The sequence below is a fragment of the Streptomyces lydicus genome (genome assembly GCF_004125265.1).
Classification (GTDB): domain Bacteria; phylum Actinomycetota; class Actinomycetes; order Streptomycetales; family Streptomycetaceae; genus Streptomyces; species Streptomyces lydicus_C.
Genome location: NZ_RDTE01000003.1, coordinates 6,476,268 through 6,490,635, shown reverse-complemented (window position 1 = coordinate 6,490,635; position 14,368 = coordinate 6,476,268). Strand labels below are relative to the sequence as shown.

The 14,368-nt window shown below is 72.2% G+C and carries 12 protein-coding genes and 1 other RNA gene; 5 read left to right on the top strand and 8 right to left on the bottom strand.

All coding sequences use genetic code 11. The annotated features are described in order from the left end of the window. Positions 1–21: 21 nt before the first annotated feature. From D9V36_RS31135 to D9V36_RS31115, 5 genes are all read right to left on the bottom strand, one after another. Complete coding sequence (locus tag D9V36_RS31135) at positions 22–1,854, bottom strand: carbamoyltransferase family protein (RefSeq protein WP_129296689.1); 1,833 nt, start codon at positions 1,852–1,854, stop codon at positions 22–24. Continuing rightward, positions 1,847–2,596 (bottom strand): YggS family pyridoxal phosphate-dependent enzyme, encoded by a 750-nt coding sequence (locus tag D9V36_RS31130; protein WP_129296688.1) that lies wholly within the window; start codon positions 2,594–2,596, stop codon positions 1,847–1,849. The genes D9V36_RS31135 and D9V36_RS31130 overlap by 8 nt, the downstream gene beginning before the upstream one ends. Next, positions 2,593–3,213 carry a LysE family translocator gene (locus tag D9V36_RS31125; RefSeq protein WP_129296687.1) on the bottom strand — a complete coding sequence of 207 codons (621 nt, stop codon included), beginning with the start codon at positions 3,211–3,213 and terminating at the stop codon, positions 2,593–2,595. Before D9V36_RS31125 ends, D9V36_RS31130 begins: the two co-directional genes overlap by 4 nt. After that, positions 3,210–5,456, bottom strand: a complete 2,247-nt coding sequence (locus tag D9V36_RS31120; RefSeq protein ID WP_129296686.1) for an iron-containing redox enzyme family protein — start codon at positions 5,454–5,456, stop codon at positions 3,210–3,212. The genes D9V36_RS31125 and D9V36_RS31120 overlap by 4 nt, the downstream gene beginning before the upstream one ends. Positions 5,457–5,689: 233 nt before the next feature. Further along, on the bottom strand, positions 5,690–6,727 hold the full coding sequence (locus D9V36_RS31115) for an SGNH/GDSL hydrolase family protein (protein ID WP_129296685.1): 1,038 nt from the start codon (positions 6,725–6,727) through the stop codon (positions 5,690–5,692). Between the two features lie 564 nt (positions 6,728–7,291). Between D9V36_RS31115 and D9V36_RS31110 the strand changes: the two genes are divergently transcribed. Further along, complete coding sequence (locus D9V36_RS31110; RefSeq protein ID WP_129296684.1) at positions 7,292–8,290, top strand: LuxR C-terminal-related transcriptional regulator; 999 nt, start codon at positions 7,292–7,294, stop codon at positions 8,288–8,290. Between the two features lie 124 nt (positions 8,291–8,414). Here the strand turns inward: D9V36_RS31110 and D9V36_RS31105 are convergent, their stop codons facing one another. Together D9V36_RS31105 and rnpB are read right to left on the bottom strand one after the other, a co-directional pair. Next, positions 8,415–8,711 carry a hypothetical protein gene (locus D9V36_RS31105; RefSeq protein ID WP_129296683.1) on the bottom strand — a complete coding sequence of 99 codons (297 nt, stop codon included), beginning with the start codon at positions 8,709–8,711 and terminating at the stop codon, positions 8,415–8,417. A gap of 143 nt (positions 8,712–8,854) precedes the next feature. Next, an RNA gene (gene rnpB / locus D9V36_RS31100) (RNase P RNA component class A) lies at positions 8,855–9,255 on the bottom strand. 194 nt (positions 9,256–9,449) lie between these two features. Here rnpB and D9V36_RS31095 point away from each other — a divergent pair. Beyond that, entirely contained in the window at positions 9,450–10,262 is an 813-nt protein-coding gene (locus D9V36_RS31095) for a MerR family transcriptional regulator (protein ID WP_129296682.1), read from the top strand. Further along, a complete protein-coding gene (locus tag D9V36_RS31090; protein ID WP_241721117.1) occupies positions 10,259–10,996 on the top strand; it encodes a hypothetical protein in 738 nt (245 codons plus the stop codon). The genes D9V36_RS31095 and D9V36_RS31090 overlap by 4 nt, the downstream gene beginning before the upstream one ends. Here the strand turns inward: D9V36_RS31090 and D9V36_RS31085 are convergent. Continuing rightward, positions 10,983–12,467 (bottom strand): RNB domain-containing ribonuclease, encoded by a 1,485-nt coding sequence (locus tag D9V36_RS31085; protein ID WP_129296681.1) that lies wholly within the window; start codon positions 12,465–12,467, stop codon positions 10,983–10,985. The two genes, D9V36_RS31090 and D9V36_RS31085, sit on opposite strands and share 14 nt — an antisense overlap. A 252-nt stretch (positions 12,468–12,719) precedes the next feature. Here D9V36_RS31085 and yaaA point away from each other — a divergent pair, with 252 nt between their 5' ends. Both yaaA and eda read left to right on the top strand, forming a co-directional pair. After that, positions 12,720–13,517: a peroxide stress protein YaaA gene (gene yaaA, locus D9V36_RS31080; RefSeq protein WP_129296680.1), complete on the top strand. Its 798-nt coding sequence runs from the start codon at positions 12,720–12,722 to the stop codon at positions 13,515–13,517. 178 nt (positions 13,518–13,695) lie between these two features. Continuing rightward, the gene (eda, locus tag D9V36_RS31075; RefSeq protein ID WP_129296679.1) at positions 13,696–14,358 is read left to right on the top strand and encodes a bifunctional 4-hydroxy-2-oxoglutarate aldolase/2-dehydro-3-deoxy-phosphogluconate aldolase; all 663 of its coding nucleotides are present in this window, start codon (positions 13,696–13,698) and stop codon (positions 14,356–14,358) included. Positions 14,359–14,368 lie beyond the last annotated feature (10 nt).

Here is a 14,368-nt window from a genome sequence, read left to right as displayed (position 1 = left end):
TCTCCTTGGTCCGGAGGAAGGTCAGTCGAGGGGGATCTCGTCGCGCCAGTCGCCGTCCTCGCTCCAGGCTGGCTGGGCCTCTTTGAGCAGCAGGAAGCTGCCGAGCACGAGGACGTCGATCCGGGTGCGCATAAAGCACCGGTAGGCCTCTTCGGGCGAGCGGACGATGGGTTCTCCCCGCACGTTGAAGGAGGTGTTCACCAGGACCGGGCAGCCGGTTTCGGCCTTGAAGGCGGTCAGCAGGCGGTGGAAGGCCGGGTTGGCCTCCTGGCTCACGGTCTGGACGCGGGCCGACATGTCCACATGGGTGACGGCCGGGATGGTCGAGCGGTGGACCTTCAGCCGCTCCAGTCCGCTGGCGCCCGAGTCCTCGGCGGGCAGCCGCTGGGCGGCGGCCACGTCCGCGACCACCAGCATGTAGGGGCTCTCCTGCTTGAGTTCGAAGTAGTCCTCGGCGTCGGTGTCGAGGACGGCCGGCGCGAAGGGACGGAAGGACTCCCGGAATTTGATCTTCTGGTTCATCGCGGACTGCATCTCGGTGTCGCGGGGGTCGCCCAGGATCGACCGGGCACCCAGGGCGCGCGGCCCGAACTCCATCCGGTCCTGGAACCAGCCGACCACCTTGCCCCGCGCCAGCTCCGCGGCCGCCCTGGCCGCGAGCTCGTCCGTCTCGAACCGGGTGTACGGCACGCCGGCGCCGTCCAGGTACTCCTGGATCTCCTCGTCCCGGTAGGCGGGGCCCAGCAGGGCGCCGGACATGGCGTCCCCGCCGCTCCCGAGGTGGGTGCGTTCGGCGCCGCGCTCCATCGCGACGGCGAGCGCCGCGCCCAGCGCGCCGCCCGCGTCACCGGCCGCCGGCTGCACCCACACCCCGTCGAAGATCTCCTCGCGGATCACCCGGCCGTTGGCCACGCAGTTGAGCGCCACCCCGCCCGCCAGGCACAGCCGGGTCTCCCCGGTCCGCCGCTGCGCGGTCCTGGCCAGGCGCAGGACCGCTTCCTCGGTCACCTGCTGCACGGAGGCGGCCAGGTCGAACTCGCGCTCCGTCAGAGGGCTTTCGGGGCGCCGGCGCGGTCCGTCGAAAAGCTCCTCGAAGCGGCGGCCGGTCATCACCTGGCCCCGCAGGTACGCGAAGTAGCGCATGTCCAGGTGGAAGGAACCGTCGGATTTGAGATCGATCAGCCGTTCGCGGATCAGGTCCGCGTAACGGGGCGTGCCGTAGGGCGCCAGACCCATGAGCTTGTACTCGCCGGAGTCCACCTTGAACCCGCAGAAGTAGGTGAACGCGGAGTACAGCATGCCGAGTGAATGGGGGAAGCGCAGCTCGGCCAGCGGCGCGAGCCGGTCCGCGCGCCCGTGCCAGAGCGAGGTGGTCGCCCACTCCCCCACCCCGTCGATGCAGAGCACGGCAGCGGACTCGTAGGGGCTCGGGAAGAACGCGGAGGCCGCGTGGGACTCGTGATGGCGGCGGCAGACGAGGTCCGGCACCGCTCCCAGGCCGAGTGCCGCCAGCTCCCGCCGGACGGTCTGTTCGGCCCGCCGTTTCCAGCGCAGCCACTCCGGCAGGGTGTCCCGGAACGAGCGGAAGCCGAACGGCGCTGCGCCGGCGTACGAGGCCAGCACACGGCGGAACTTGAGCGCCGGATCCTCGTAGTACGCCACCGCGCTGACGTCCCGCAGCGTCGCGCCCGCCTCGGCCAGGCAGTACGACACCGCCCGGGCCGGGAAGGACGGGTCGTGGCGCCGGCGGGTGAAGCGCTCCTCCTGCGCGGCGGCGAGGATGGCCGTGCCGTCGACGAGGGCTGCCGCGCTGTCGTGGTAGTAGGCGGAGATTCCCAGAACGAGGTCAGTCATGGTGAGCGTCCACTCCTGGGGTGCCTGTGCCGGTGTCGGTTTCGATGCCTGTGCCGGGCTTGGCGGGCCGGGGGCCGAACAGTGCGGTCCCCAGCCTCACCTGGGTCGATCCGGCGGCGATCGCCGCCTCGAAGTCGCCGCTCATCCCCATGGAGAGGGTGTCCCACCGGTGCCCGGCCGCGATCTGCTTGGCGAACAGTTCGGCCAGTACCTCGAAGGCGGGCGGTCCGGTCACGGGGGCGGCGGGCACCGCCTTGCGGGGAATGGTCATCAGTCCGCGGACGGTCAGGCGCTTCAGGTCCCGGACCGACTCCAGGAACGGATCGAGCTCGTCCGGGGCGAGGCCCGCCTTGGCGGGGTCGCCGTCGGCGTTGACCTGGACGCACACCTGGAGCGGCGGCAGGTCGTCGGGGCGCTGTGCGTCGAGCCGCCGGGCCGCCTTGAGCGAGCAGAGCCCCAGCACCCAGGAGAAGTTCTCCGCCAGGAGTCTGGTCTTGTTGCTCTGGATCGGCCCCAGGTACACCCATTGGGCACCCGCGCCACGGAGTTCGGCCGTCTTCGGCAGGGCCTCACCGGCGTAGCTCTCGCCGAAACGGTCCAGGCCGAGCGCAAGGGCCTCGCGGATCGCGGAGGCCGGGTGTCCCTTGGACACGGCGAGCAGTTCCACCGCCTCGGGGCGCCGGCCCGCGGCCGTGGCCGCGGCGTCTATTCGGGCCCGCAGGGCCGCCAGCCGTTCTCTCATCTCGTGATCACACTCCACAGCGCGGCCGCGGTGAGGGCGAGGAACACCGCGGGAGGAATCCAGGGCAGGACGTTGCGCACGGGGCCGAGCCGGTCGGTGGCCGGGGCGAGCTGGTGGCCGAGCAGACCCGCCAGGGTGTTGACGGTGAATCCGGAGAGGTTGAAGCCCAGGCCGAAGGCGAGGAGCTGCCAGGAGCTCGCTCCGGAGGGCACCAGTTGGGGAAGGATGGTCAGGAAGAACAGGGCGATCTTCGGATTGGACACATTGAGCAGGAAGCCCTTGACGAACGGGCGGCCACCGGAATTCCGCTGGGTGACGCCGTCCTCCCCTTCGCCCTGCCTGCCGCGCGGAACGCTCGTCCAGGCCATGTAGGCCAGGAAGCAGATACCGATGAGCTGCACCACGGTGTAGGCGGTCGGGGCCGAGACCAGGAGCGCGGCGAGCCCGGTCACGGTCGCCACGACGTAGACGAAGACCCCGAGTTCCACGCCCAGAGCTGCCCTGATACCGGCCCGCGGCCCCCTGCTGACGCTGCTCGCGACGCAGTGGAGCATCGCCGGCCCCGGGGTCAGATTCACCACCAGGGCGATGGCGATGAAGGCCAGGACATGACTCAATGAACCTCTCCCTTGTTTCCGTACGGGCGTTTGTTTCCGTATGGGCGTTTGTTCTCGTAGGCACGCGTGGCATGCCGGGCGGCCCTTCTGGCGCGCCGTCCGCCCGGTGGGTTCAACGACCGGTAGCCCGTTCTGACGCGCTCCCAGACCTCCGGTTCGCACCCCGGACCCAGCACCGAGGGCACGGTGGCCATATAGGCGTCCACCGCGTCGGCGGCCCAGGCGGAGTGGCCCGTGGCGACGTTGTCGATGGTGTTGTGGATGTCGACGAAACGGGTGCTGAACCCGTACTTCTCCAGGCCGATGCGGGCGCGCCGGTAGCCGCCGCCGACGCCGGACAGCTCCATCGCCACGTTCAGCCCCAGCACCTCCGGCAGGAAGGTGCGGGGCAGCCGGCCGATGCACAGCCAGTACACCGGCAGTTCGAACGACTCCTCGCGGAACCCCGGCCACTGCGCGAACTCGCGGGAGGCGGTGGGCGGCAGTTCGACGCCCATCTCCCGCAGCACCTCGCGGTAGATCAGGGGGTGGTTGAGGCCGAGTTCCCCGTTGCCGAGTTCGTCCCAGTAGGTGGAGAACAGCAGATGGCCGACGTCCGAGGAGGCATGGCCGTAGTCCGTGAAGCCCTGCAGCCAGCTGCCGTCTATCAGGGTCAGGGGCGCGAGCTGCACGGTGGCGTCGACCAGCGCCTCCTTGGAGGGCACGGGTGCGCCCGCCCCCTGCTCGAATTCCCGGCCGTGCCGGTCGTGCTGCTCCTGGAGCCATGGGCGCAGCCCCCGCGGATCCCAGTGCTGCGGAGGCAGATGCCCGGCCGTGTCCCAGTCGACGCGGGAGCGCGCCAGCCAGCCGTGTACGTACCCCGTGGCGTACCGGCGCAGCTCGGGGGTGTCACCGCGGCTGAGCAGGAGGTGGTACGCCTCGCGCAGGGAGCCGGGGGGCCGGTCGCGCTGCGCGGCCGGGGCGCGTACCGATGACGTCGGGGTGGGGAGGGCCGCCGCCGTTTCCGTTTCCGTGATCGTGACCGTGGTCGTGCCGTGGTCCCTGGCCGTTACCGTGACCGTGTCCTGCCCGTCGCGGTCCGCGGCGACGGGCAGCGAGCGGATCCACCGCCGGATCACGGCCTCGTCCGCAGGGGAGAAGATCCGGAACATCGGGCCGTTCTCGGAGATCAGGCCGCGCAGCAGAGGGCTGCGCTCGGGGCTCCCCGGCCTGACGAGCCGGCCGGCCGCGAGGGCCCGGAGCAGTCCGTGGGGGGCGGTACGGGCCTCGGTGAACCAGTCGCCGAGCGGGCGGCCCTCGACCTTGAACTCCCGGTGGTACAGGGCCGCTTCACGGGCCCGGAGCCTCAGCAGCTCCGCCATGTCATGGGCCGGGTCCAGGGCCGCCGACACCTCCTCGTACAGGCCGCCGTTCCACCGCTGCAGCAGGTCCAGGGCCCAGCGGAAGCCCGCGGTCAGCCCCGGCGCGTCGGGGCTCTCCGACGGGATCGCGGCGGCGGCAGCACGGGCGAGCGCGAGTCCGGTCGGGGTGTTTGCCCGGCGGGCGGCCCCGGGGTCCAGGGCGGTCCAGTCGGCCGCCGCCGGGAGCAGTTCACGTACCAGGGCAAGGGGCGGAAGCAGCCCGACCGCCCGCAGGCACAGATCCGCCCCCACCAGCTCCGCGCGGTGTTCGTCGGGCCGTCGGCTCATGGCCAGCAGCGGCCCGGGCAGGGCGAAGGCCAGGTCGGACACCTGCGGGTCCTGGGTCAGCCGGGTGACGGGGGCGGCGCGCTCCGCGAGCCGCAGGTGGTGCAGCAGGGCCCGGTACGCGCTGCCCCGGTCGGCGCCGGGATGCCCGGCACCCAGGTCCTGGGCGTAGAGCGAGAGCGTACGCATCGTCAGCTCGCTGTCGCCGTTGCCGGGGCTGCTCAGCCACTGCAGCCAGGCGCCCGAGACCAGCGCGAGCGGAGCCGCGCCGAGGGCCGCCCGGCGGACCAGGGCGTCACGCGACTCCTGGTCGGCGGCCCGGGCCGCGAGCGCCCGGTAGTCGTCGCCGGCCCGGGCCGACCATGCGCCGGCCAGGCGCTCCCAGTCCTCCAGCGTCTGTGCCGATGCCGTCAGCGCACGGGAGTACTCGTCGGGAAGCGCCACCCTCGGGGGGAACCCCTCCGGGTCCGCTGCCTCCACGTACAGCGTGCGGCACTGCTCCGCGAAGTCCCGGGGCCGGCGGCCGGCGGTGCCGGCCGCCGCCTGCTGGCGTTGCATCGACGCTCCTCCTGTGGTTCCGGTTCCGGTTCCGGGGTGTCAGAACATCGGGTAGATGGAGGCGTCGTCCTTGGACTTGGTCTTCCGCTTGCGCTGGAGGAAGCCGAGGACTTTACGCAGCAGTGCCATGGGAGTTTCCCTTCAGGAGTGGCGGGTGCGATGCGGGGGACGTCGGCGCGGTCAGGATGTGCCGGGGCGGCCGGTGTGCCGGGCCGGGCCGTCAGCAGAACAGATCAGGACAGCCCCAGGCCCGTGGCCAGCAGACCGGAGACCAGGTCGTAGCCTTCGTCGGTGAAGTGCGCGCGGTCCACGAACAGCCACTGCCCGGGATCTGCGGCATCCGCCACGAGCGGGTTGAGATCCAGGAACGCCACGTCGTGTTTGGCGCACGCCTGCGCGATGCCCTCGGCGTAACGGCGGCCGACCTCGGCGGGGGCGATCTCACCGAAGAGCTGCCAGAACGTCGACTGCTTGCCGTCCAGTTCACGGAAGAGCTCGGCCTCCTCGGGCGAGGGGGTCTCCCGCACCCAGGTGGCCAGCGGCTGCAGGGCGAACGAGATCCGGGTGCCGGAGGTGCCGGCCAGCAGCCTGAAGCGCTCCAGGTCGAGCGCCGTGCGCTCGATGGCGGTCGTCAGCCGTTCGTCGAGCGTCAACGGCGGCTCGTCGGCGGGTGCCGGCGGCGGCTCGGCGGACCGGCGTTCGCCGCGCCCGAACCGGCCGGTGCGCTTGGCCTTGCGGTGGCGCGAGCGCAGCTCCTCCATCTGCTGGTAGTACTCGCCGGAGAAGAAGAAGGCCCCGTAATCGCCCTGCAGGGCCCGGGGCAGGCCGGCCAGCGCCAGGTTGTTCAGCCCGGAGAGGATGACGATCTGGTCGACCGGCGGCAGCATCTCGCGGTGCAGCAGGTAGAGCATCATCTCCTGCGTGGAGCAGTATCCGCGGGCACCGAGGTTCAGCCAGGGCGCGGAGGGCGCGTGCCGGGTCCACAGCCGCGACGGGATCGAGGCGGCGTCGCTCGTGGTGCCCACACCGAATGCGGTGGAGCTGCCCGCCAGTACGTTGACGGTGCCGTCGGCGGGTGCGTCGGCGACGGAGGCGGTGCCGGTCGCGCCGTGGGAGACGCGGAATCCGAGACGATCGGTGTTCACCACGCCGGAGCGGTAATCCGCCCGGTGGAAGTACATCAGATAGGGCACCCAGCGGGTCTCCCCGCGGTCGACGAAGTCGTCGTACTGGGCCATCTGCGGGGTCAGCGAATAGCGCCTTGCGTTCACGGACGGAACTCCTGTCAGCGGACGGTTGCCGGGGAGGAGGAACGCTCAGTCTCCCCAGCCGAGGTCGGCGGTCATGCCAAGGCCGAGAGCCGACGGGCCGCTGGTCAGGGCGTGGTGTACGGGTACGGCCGGACATCGTGCGGTGAGCGTCATGACAACTCCGTGTCTTCAGGGGACCGGCACCGTAATGAGCCTGCGTGACAACGGGCTGTGCGTACACACGCACGGGGTGTCGTGTCTGCGTCTGGCGCAGATACGTCAAGGGTCGGGAGCGCCCCGACCGGAGCACCCCGAACGCCCGGCCGCCCCCACACCCGCTCAACGGAAACCGGCCAATTGTGGCGAACATCGAAGCCAACACGGAGAATTCCTTAACTCGGCATAAAATATGAGCCATGGGGTAGTCGAGGCCGCTTCCGGGTGCTGCGCCTCCGGGGGTCGGCCTCCGGCGTGCCAGGTATCGATGTGCCGCGCGGCTCAGACACACCGGGAGTGTGCAACGTGGAGGTATCCGGCCTTCATGCCACAGGGGAATGGCCTGTTCTGAGTGAGGAAGTCCGGGCTGTGTACCGGTTCCTGGCCGAGGTCCCCGAAGGCATCCCGACCCATGAGGCGCGTACGCGGACGCGGATGTCCCACGAATGCCTGGACCAGGCGATCGACCAGCTGATGACGCTCAGGCTGCTGTGCAGGTCCTCGTGGGAGAAGGGCACCCTGCGGGCTCTCTCGCCCGAAAGCGCCAGGGTGCAGTTCGTCTGGCCGATCGTCAGAGAACTCACCCGTCGTCAGCGTGAGGTGGAGGCCATCCGGGAGGTGTACTCCGAACTCTCGCAGGTCTACGAGAGCGCCACGCTGCACGAGGCCGGGTCGAGCCCCCTGGAGATCATCCCGGATCTTCCCTCGGTCCGCCGGGCCCTCACCCAGCTCGCCGCCGAGGCCACCGAAGAAGTGATCACCGCTCAGCCGGGCGGAGCGCGGCCCGCCGAAGCGCTCACGGAATCGCTGGAGCGCACCGACGAGTTACTGGACCGGGGCGTGCGGCTGCGGACCCTCTACCAGCACACCGCGCGATTCAGCCCCGCGACCGCGGAGTTCGTCCACCACGTCACCGGACGGGGAGCCGAAGTCCGCACCCGCAGCGACGGATTCATGAAGCTGCTCCTCTTCGACGGCAAGGTGGCGGTGACCTCTCTGCGCGACGACCGGCACGGCGCACTGATCGTCCGGGATCCCCACGTGGTCGCTTTCATGCGGTCCGCATTCGAACCGGCCTGGAGCACAGCCATCCCCTTCCCCTGCCGGTACGACCCGGCGACCGCCGACCAAGTCCTCGACGACATCAAGACCACGATCGCCCACCTGCTGACAGAGGGCCTCGAGGACAAGGTCATCGCCCGCCGGCTGGGCATGTCCTTACGGACCTGCCAGCGTCATGTCTCGGACCTCATGCGAAGGCTGGGAGCAAGAAACCGGCTGCACCTCGGCTACCTCCTGCACTCCCACCAGATACGGGAACGAGGCGTGGTGCCGCGGATCTCCTCACAGATCGACACCGGCAGCTGATCCGGCTCGGCCGGACTCCTGCCGCCAGACGGACTCCTGCCACCTGGCGCAGGCGGAGTTGCGTCCGGGCAAGGCTCATGGAGAACGGCCCGACTCCGTTCGCCCCAGGATCGGCGCGGAGTGTTCAGATGTCCGGGTGGTCGGGCACGGGCGAGGCGGCGACGGTGTCGGCGAGGATCTGCTCCCGCGCCGAAGTGACCAGTCCGTTGAGGGTCTTGGCGAGGTCGAGGACCTCACCCGGCCTGTCCGGGGCGGAGATCCGGTCGCTCGACTCGTCGAGGAAGGCCATCGCCTCGCGCATGAGGCGGTGAGCCTCGGGAGTCGCGGGAAGCGCATCGGCTTTGACCAGGTTGAGCATCGTCTCCAAGGCCCCGGCCAACTCGCGGACCGCTTCACGCATCTCTGTTTCGTCGAAGTCCATGCCGCATACGATCGCGGATCGGGCGGGAAGACGCTACGCCGCCGGCTTCGGCTGGAGGAGCCGGCGGTGTCAGGGCAGTGTCAGGGCGAGCGCCCCGCGCAACGGCCCCGGCCGGGGCGTTCACCTGGTCGGGGTCGTGGGGGCGGACGAGTCGGCCTGTACGCCGGGTTCTGTCGCCTCCGGTCCTTGCGGGCCGGGGGGAGACGGCCATCCATCTAGGGCTGCCGTTGCCGGCAGCCTCGTGCGGTCTACCCGCGGACTCGGGCGGGCAGCCCTCGGTCGTCCGCGCAGAGGCATCAGCAGATGCCTCCTCTTGACCTTGCTCCAGGTGGGGTTTACCTAGCCCTCCGAGTCACCTCGGAGGCTGGTGGTCTCTTACACCACCGTTTCACCCTTACCGGAGGCCGAAGCCTCCGGCGGTCTGTTTTCTGTGGCACTGTCCCGCGGGTCACCCCGGGTGGGCGTTACCCACCACCTTGCCCTGTGGAGCCCGGACGTTCCTCGGGGGGATCGGTGATCCCCACGCGGCCGTCCGGCCGGCTCGTCCGCCGTGGTGACCATGCTACCCGTAGGGAACGTCGGTCCTCGCCGGGCTTCCCTCCTGTTCCTGCCGGGCTTCCCCGTTTCCCCAGAGTTCCCCGTTCTCCGCAGGCTTCCCCGTTTCCCGCCGGGCTTCCTCGTTCCGGCCCCGGGGCCGGGTCTTGACCTTGTCGCAGCGGCAACGTTTGTACTGGGCACATGAGAATCGGAGAGCTCGCACGTCTGATCGGCGTCAGCACCCGTGCCGTACGCCACTACCACCACCTCGGGCTGCTGCCCGAGCCGGAACGCCGCGCCAACGGCTACCGGGAGTACGGGCTGCGGGACGCGGTCGCGCTCGCCCGGGTGCGCCGGCTGACGGAGTTGGGGCTGGGGCTGGACGAGGTGCGGGACGTCCTCGCCGATGACGCGGGGCGTGAGCTGCACGAGGTGCTGGCCGAGCTGGACGCGGATCTGGCCCGCCAGGAGGAGGAGATCCGGTCGCGGCGGGCCCGGCTGGCGGCGGTGCGGCGGCAGGCGGACCAGCACGGCGGGCTGCCCGCGGAGGGGCCGGTGTCGGACGAACTGGCGGCGCTCTTCGCGGAGATGGCCCGTGCTTCCGCCGCGCACCCGGGGCCGGAGCCCGCGATGGCGGCGAAGGAACGGGAGGTGCTGGCGCTGCTCGAATCGACGGGCGAGGCGGAGGGGAACAAGCGGATGGTGGAGCTGCTGGGGGAGGCGGTCGCGGCGCCCGGGGCGATGCAGCAGATGTACGAGGTGTACGGCCTGCTCGACGCGCTGGTGGAGGCCGCGGCGGACGATCCGCGGGTGGAAGCGGCCGCGCGGGCGCTGGCGGACTGCATTCCGCCGGCGGTGGTCGCCCAGACCGGCAGGGAGCAATGGGAGCAGGCAGCCGGGGCGGGCGCGGAGGCCGGCGACAGCTTCCTGACGGCGTACTACGAGCATGTCGCGCCCGCGCAGGCCCAGGCCGTACGCCGGGCGATCCGGCTCGTCGCGGAGCGTGCGCGGTGAGCCGGGTGGCCACGCTGCGCCGGCTGGCCGCCTACGAGGCGCGGTGGCTGGCCAGCCTGGGCTCGTGGGTGGCGCGGCGGCGGATCGGGGTGGCGCCGGGTGAGCGGGCCCTGGCGTATGCGGGGCCACAGGCCGCGTTCGTGTACGGGCTGGCGTTCGTGTGTGTGGTGGAGTCGGTCGGGGTCAGCGTGCTGCTGGCGGACCATCCGGTGGCGCACGCGGTGATGCTGGTCCTCGACGTCTACACGGTGCTGGCGGTGCTGGGTCTGCAGGCGGCGGCGGTCACCCGGCCGCATGTGCTGGGGGTGGAGATCTTGTGGCTACGGGCCGGTGCGCGCCGTGACATACGGATCCCGCTGGAGCTGATCGCCTCCGTGCGCTACGACCTCCGGTTCGTCAGAGAGCCGAAGAAGGACAGCGGCGAGGTGGAGGTGGTGGAGCTGGTGGTCGGCGATCAGACCTCGGTCACCGTCGAGCTGTCCGAACCGGTCGTGGCCTTCGGTTTGCTGGGGCGGCAGGAGACCGTGCGTACGGTGCGGTTCCATGCCGATGACGCGCGGGCGGCGGTGACGGCCCTGCGGGCGCAGCTGGCGACGGTGCACGCGGGGACGGCGTTGGGGTCGGGAGAGGGCGCGGTGGCGGGAACGGGAGGGGGCATGGCGACGGGGACGGCGCCGGAGACGGGAGAGGGCACGGCCGCGGGGACGGGCGGGGCCGCCGTCAGGCAGGGGTGAAGCGGACGGGGTGGTGGCCCGGTTCGGCTTCGGTGAGGCGGACCGGGATGCGGTGGCCCAGGGGTAGCGCGGGGCCTTCCGGGGCGGTTTCGACGCTGCCGATGACGGCCGGGTCGTAGAGGTGGACGGTGCCGTGGGTGGGGTCCTTCTCCTGGATGTCGACGACCAGCGCCTCGAAGATCTCGCCGACCCGGTCCCGGAGCAGCGCCGCTTCCACCAGGTCGACGCAGGAGCGCTCCACCAGGTTGGCGCGCCGGGCACCGGTCTCCATCTCGCGGGGCAGGGCGGGCAGCGCGCTGCGTACCCAGCCGGGCGGTTCGGCGCCGGCCGAAGCGGCCAGGCACAGCTCGGAGGCGTAGCGGTCGGCCAGCCGCCGCAACGGCGCGGTGGCATGCGCGTACGGGGCGGCGACGGCGGCGTGCAGCGCCTCCGAGGCCCGGGGCGCGGTGCCGTCGAAGGTGGTGTAACCGGCGCCGCGCAGCAGGGCGGTGCACTCCTGCAGGAACGCGGCGTGGGCGGGGTGCCGCGGGTCGAGGGTGCGGATCAGCGCCGCGTACGAGGTGTGGTGCGGCCAGTCGACGCCGAGCGCGCGGGCGGTCAGGCGGAGCCGGGCGACCGAGCCGTCAGGGGCGGTCGGCAGTGTGCGGAGGATGCCGGTGCCGGAGGCCAGCATCAGTTCGGCCGCCGCCATGCCGGTGAGCAGGGAGATCTGCGCGTTCCAGCCGTAGGCCGGGAGCGGGGCGCGGTATTCGAGGGTGTAGCGGCCGTCCCGCTCGACGATCTCCTGCTCGGGGACGTGGAGGGAGATCGCGCCCCGGGCGACCTCCCGTTCCTCACGCAGCAGGCCGATCTCGCGGAGCAGGGCGAGCGGCTCCTCTGCCGTCCCGTCGTCCAGGATCCGCTGGACGCCGGCGTAGTCCAGCCGGGCGCGGGAGCGGACCAGGGCGCGGCGTACGGACGCGGCGGTCAGGGCACCGTCCGCGTCGAGGTCGAGCTGCCACAGGACGGCCGGGCGGTCCCGGTCGGGCAGCAGGCCGGCGGCGCCCTCGCTCAGCACATGGGGATGCAGCGGGACCCGCTCGTCGGGGAAGTAGAGGGTCATCACCCGGTGGTGCGCCTCAGCGTCCAGGGCGCCGCCGGGGGTCACGAAGGAGGCGACGTCGGCGATGGCGTAGTGGACGCGATAGCCGCCGCCGGGGCGCCGGGACAGGAACACGGCCTGGTCGAGATCGAGGGAGCCGGTCGGGTCGAGGGTGAAGAGGGGGAGGTCGGTGGCGTCCTCCAGGGTGTGCTCGGTCGCCACCGCGCCGTCGGCTGCCGGTATGCGCGGGGCGCGGGCGGCGCTCTCCGCCTCGGCCTGGGCCGTGGGCGGGAAGTGGTCCGGGATCTCCAGCCTTCCGCGCAGCTCATGCAGCGCGACCCGCAGCGGGGCCTCGGCTGCGTCGGTCACATGCATATGGAGACGGGGCATGCCTTCGAGCGTAGGGCGGGCGGCCGCTCCCGGCGCGGCGTGCGGGTGGCGGGCCGGGCCGGCCCCGGCCGGGGGTGTGCGGGATCGGGCCGGGGTGGCGTGCGGGGCCGGGCCCGCGGTGGCATGGGGGAGCCGGCCGGGCGACGGCGCCTCGCGGGTTCTCGGCCCGTCCGCCGCAGGCCATACCCTGTGCCGGGGCCGCACCCCGCCGTACCGCCTGTACCACCCGTACCGCCGTGAGGGAGAACCACCGTGCTCGTGCTGTTGCCGCCGTCCGAAGGGAAGGCCGCGGGAGCGGCCGGGGCGCCGCTGGATGCCGGTGCGCTGTCGCTGCCCGCGCTGACCGACGCGCGCGAGGCGGTGCTGGAGGAGCTGGTCGGGCTGTGCGCGGCGGACGAGGCCAAGGCCCAGGAGGTACTGGGGCTCAGCGACGGTCTCAAGGGCGAGATCGCCAAGAACGCGGGCCTGCGGACGGCAGGGACGCGGCCGGCCGGGGAGATCTACACCGGGGTGCTCTATGACGCGCTCGGCCTGGCGTCCCTGGACGCGGCGGCCCGGAAGCGGGCCGAGCGGTCCCTGCTGGTGTTCTCGGGGCTGTGGGGCGCCGTACGGATCGGCGACCGGATTCCGTCCTACCGCTGCTCGATGGGCGTGAAGCTGCCGGGGCTCGGCGCGCTGGGCGCGTACTGGCGGGCGCCGATGGCCGAGGTGATGCCCGAGGCCGCCGGGGACGGACTGGTCCTCGATCTGCGCTCGGCGGCGTATGCGACGGCCTGGAAGCCCAAGGGCGAGGTGGCCGGGCGGACCGCGACGGTGCGGGTGCTGCAGTCGAAGACCGTGGCCGGTGTGGAGAAGCGGACCGTGGTCAGCCACTTCAACAAGGCGACCAAGGGACGGTTGGTGCGGGATCTGCTGTCGGCGGACCTGGCGCCGGCGGGTCCGGCGGAGCTGGTGGAGGCGCTGCGGGAACTGGGATACGCGGTGGAGGCGGAGCCGCCGGCGAAGGGCGGCAAGGCTTGGGCCGTCGATGTGATCGTGACGGAGCTGTAGGGCGGGGTCGCCGGGCGGGCGGCGCCGCCGGGGGGCTGGGCGGGGCGGACGGGCTGCGGGGCCGCCCAGCGGCTGGGTTGCACGACCGCCCAGCGGCTGGGTTGCACAACAGTCCACCGGGCGGCCACCGTTGCAGCATGTGCAACGCTCGTTGCGGAGAGTGGGTGCCGGGCGCACCATGGGCGGCGTGACTCGCGCCCCCTCCTCCCCCTCCCCCGCGCCCCCCTCCTCGGTCCTCGGGCTCGCCCCCGTCATCCCGGTCGTCGTACTGGACGACGCGGCCGATGCCGTACCGCTCGCAAGGGCGCTGGTCGGCGGCGGACTGCCCGCGATCGAGGTGACCCTGCGGACGCCCGCCGCGCTGGACGCGATCCGGGCCGTTGCCGACGAGGTCCCGGAGGCGGTGATCGGCGCGGGCACCCTGCTCACTCCCGGCCAGGTCGAGATGGCCCTGACGGCCGGCGCCCGCTTCCTGGTCAGCCCCGGCTGGTCACCGCGGCTGCTGGGCGCGATGCGGGACTCCGGGGTGCCGTTCCTGCCGGGGGTCTCCACGGCCTCGGAGGTGGTGACGCTGCTGGCCGAGGGCGTCACCGAGATGAAGTTCTTCCCGGCCGAGGCGGCCGGCGGCACCGCCTATCTCGGGGCGCTGGCCGGGCCGCTGCCGCAGGCCCGCTTCTGTCCGACCGGAGGCATCGGCCTGGCGTCGGCGCCGTCCTATCTGGCGCTGCCGAACGTCGGCTGCGTCGGCGGCACCTGGATGCTGCCGGCCGAGGCGCTGGCCGCCAAGAACTGGGACCGGGTGCACCAACTCGCCCGGGAGGCCTCGGCGTTGGCGGCCTGAGGCCGTCGCG

What these genes read in the sequence shown, in the direction of transcription:
- D9V36_RS31120 (WP_129296686.1), bottom strand. Translation starts at nt 5,456, where the DNA reads ATGCAACGCCAGCAGGCGGCGGCCGGCACCGCCGGCCGCCGGCCCCGG.
- D9V36_RS31130 (WP_129296688.1), bottom strand. Translation starts at nt 2,596, where the DNA reads ATGAGAGAACGGCTGGCGGCCCTGCGGGCCCGAATAGACGCCGCGGCC.
- D9V36_RS31105 (WP_129296683.1), bottom strand. Translation starts at nt 8,711, where the DNA reads ATGGACTTCGACGAAACAGAGATGCGTGAAGCGGTCCGCGAGTTGGCC.
- D9V36_RS31135 (WP_129296689.1), bottom strand. Translation starts at nt 1,854, where the DNA reads ATGACTGACCTCGTTCTGGGAATCTCCGCCTACTACCACGACAGCGCG.
- eda (WP_129296679.1), top strand. Translation starts at nt 13,696, where the DNA reads ATGGGCGGCGTGACTCGCGCCCCCTCCTCCCCCTCCCCCGCGCCCCCC.
- D9V36_RS31085 (WP_129296681.1), bottom strand. Translation starts at nt 12,467, where the DNA reads ATGCCCCGTCTCCATATGCATGTGACCGACGCAGCCGAGGCCCCGCTG.
- D9V36_RS31095 (WP_129296682.1), top strand. Translation starts at nt 9,450, where the DNA reads ATGAGAATCGGAGAGCTCGCACGTCTGATCGGCGTCAGCACCCGTGCC.